This is a genomic window from uncultured Paraglaciecola sp. (genome assembly GCF_913058035.1).
Lineage (GTDB): Bacteria > Pseudomonadota > Gammaproteobacteria > Enterobacterales > Alteromonadaceae > Paraglaciecola.
In genome coordinates, this window is record NZ_CAJXPA010000312.1 from 1 (window position 1) to 3,022 (window position 3,022).

At 35.1% G+C, this 3,022-nt stretch carries 2 protein-coding genes; both read left to right on the forward strand.

The window, feature by feature from the left end; all coding sequences use genetic code 11:
* A partial coding sequence (locus QZ562_RS20695) for a PhnD/SsuA/transferrin family substrate-binding protein (RefSeq protein ID WP_363315393.1) occupies positions 1-193 on the forward strand: 193 nt, incomplete at its 5' end.
* 98 nt (positions 194-291) lie between these two features.
* Complete coding sequence (locus QZ562_RS20700) at positions 292-1,971, forward strand: ATP-binding protein (RefSeq protein ID WP_293764553.1); 1,680 nt, start codon at positions 292-294, stop codon at positions 1,969-1,971.
* The last annotated feature ends 1,051 nt before the right edge of the window (positions 1,972-3,022 follow it).

Here is a 3,022-nt window from a genome sequence, read left to right on the forward strand (position 1 = left end):
TGCTATTGCAGCTCACCCACGTGTAAATAAAAATGATATTAAAAAAATACAAATAGCTCTGATAAATATGCGAAATAGCGACCTTGGCAAGACATTATTAAAGAGTATCAAAATTAAAGGTTTTACAGCAGCTGCAGATCATGATTGGAATGATGTAAGAGCACTCAATATAGCTTTGCTTGAAACTAATTAAGTTAACGTATGTTGAGTTTTCGATCAAAAACCATTTTAGGTATTGCATTAATCGAGTCAATATTACTAGTAATATTAGTTTTTAGTGCTTTAAACTTCATGAGTGATTCAAATGAAGAGCTGCTAAAACAACGCGCAAATGTCACCTTACGCCTTTTTAAAAGTGCCATTAAAGATGCAGTATTATCGACAGATTTAGCAACGTTGGAAAGTTTTGTCGAGGAAATCATGTCAAACTCTGATGTCGTTTACGCACGTATCACTAGCAATGGTGTCATTCTTGCTGAGGGGGGAAGTGCATTAGTACTTCAGAAGCCACGTGAAGTGGATAGCTCACTTTCTCAGGTTATCGATGGAATATATGACATTCGTGCAGAAATTGTTGTAGCCGGTATAACTTATGGCGTTATTGAAATGGGACTTTCTACAGCGTCAATAGAAAGCATGTTAGCAAAAGCCAAACGGTGGATTGCTACCATCGCTAGTCTTGAAGTCAGTCTTGTGGCTTTATTTTCGTTTGTGCTCGGTACCTATTTAACACGGCAACTTTTAGCACTAAAAAATGCATCTAATATTATCGCTTTATCTGGTCCTGGACATCAAATACCTATATCAGGTAACGACGAACTTTCGGAGGTTGCACATGCATTTAATAGTATGTCGAAGAACCTAGAAAAAAGTTATGGCGAGCTAAATAATAGTCAAGCTGAAATGGAACATAAAATAACCGAGCGAACGCGTGAACTGAATACAATATTAATCTTAAGCCCCGACGGATTTGTGCTGTCCAACACAGATAATAATGTTGTATATATCAACCCCGCTTTTTTAACTATGACTGGGCTAAAAGCGGATACGTTAATCGGTAAAAGCACGCACATTTTTAATGAATTAATGGTCAGTTTATTTGATTCAAAAAAGATGAATAATATAGAATTTATCAACAAGGGTGATACTCAACAACTGATATATTTGTCACGTCCGGCATCACGTATTCTCCACGTTAATATCAAAACACTGCTTGGATTAAAGGGAAAAGCAGAAGGATATGTATTCTATTTCAGAGATGTGACCCATGAAAAAGAAGTGGACAGGATGAAAAGTGAGTTTTTATCAACGGCAGCCCATGAACTGAGGACACCACTAGCCAGTATCTATGGTTTTTCTGAATTATTAAAGCATCGTGATTACGATAAAAAAGTTTCACATGAAATAATTGAAACCATTCATCGACAGTCAGGTAATCTTAAAAAACTACTTGATGAGCTGCTCGATCTGTCTCGTATTGAAGCAAGAGCGGGTAAAGATTTTAATATGGCTAATAATTCACTTGAAGAGATTGTGAAACAGTCATGTACCGAAACTGAGGGGGCATTTACTGATCATAAAGTGGACATTCAGACATTAAAATATTGGCCAACATTAACGTTTGACGACGATAAAATGCGTCAGGTATTCATAAACTTGTTAAGTAACGCTTGTAAATATTCACCTGATCATAAATACGTTATTTTGACTACAAGCGAGAGAAAAAAAAACGGATATAGGCAGTTTGGTGTCAGCATAACTGATAAAGGTATTGGTATGACACCTCATCAGTTTAGTCATCTTGGAGTGCGGTTTTACCGAGCTGATAATTCGGGTGCAACGCCCGGTTCAGGTTTGGGTGTCTCACTGGTTAAAGAAATAGTGTCTATTCACGCAGGAGAGGTCGAGTTTGTTACTGCTCAAGGAAAAGGAATGGTCGTAACTGTGTGGTTACCAATAGTCAAAAGTTAACCTGCAGATGCGAAAAAAATGTGTAAAGACATAATTTTAACTGTTGACGATCAACTAGATTTAGTAGCTCAGTCAGAGTGGACTTTGAATTTAGTTATCACGCATTGTATGGATCTGAAAATAATCTATGTGCATTAAGATAAGCTGTTTATTTAGCTGTTATTTTTCAAAGTAGAACTTTTATTGTGTATTCCCAATTGCACTGCAAGTGCATAAAAATATAACAGCAGACTAAGAATGCACAAGACTTTACAGCTTTGTTTATTTAAAAATAAATATATTTTAAGTAACTGGAACATCTTATTTTTTAACTAATCAGGTACTTGGCGAATTCGACAGAGCTCAAATATAGCGAGATTAAGAAACATATTGTCATATTGGCTCTTATTTTTCTGTGGATCATGCGAGCTAATGTTCGAGCTCATATATAGAATCACTTTATCAAAAAAATCTAAAGATTAATCGAAGTAAACTGAGTACTAATATGTAATTCTCAGATTATGTTAGGGATATTTCAAGGCTTTAAACGCTCCAGTATAACAAATGCTTAAAAAGTGTCTCGGGCAGACCATGAGGGGTTCGAAAGCAGTTGATACCCATCAAATTTATTATGTAAGAAGATCCCTTTAAGTGCGAAGGTTGTCACTTGAACAGACTCTCTGATGTTCTAGGATGGACAGATGTTATCGTCCTGTATTGAACGAAAAAAAAGTACTCGCGATAGTCAAACAAAATAATGGCACTTGATTTGAGCCCAATGTTGTTAAAGCTTTTTTGTTGTAAAGTAGTCATTTTTGATATTAATTTTTCATTGTCTTTAATCACGCTTTTGGCGGATAAAGAATAGGGTAAAATTGATTAATAAACTAATTGCATCAATTTTCAATATGAGCACTGTATGTTTAAATCAAATAATAATGTTTAATTTTCAATAATTTGTGATGAATAATAAAATAAAAATTTGTAAGGACTCGCCATAATAATTGGCAAGAAATGTATTATTTCTGCCCAATGCACCTTAGAAATAATAAGGGGATGCATAAACTTATTC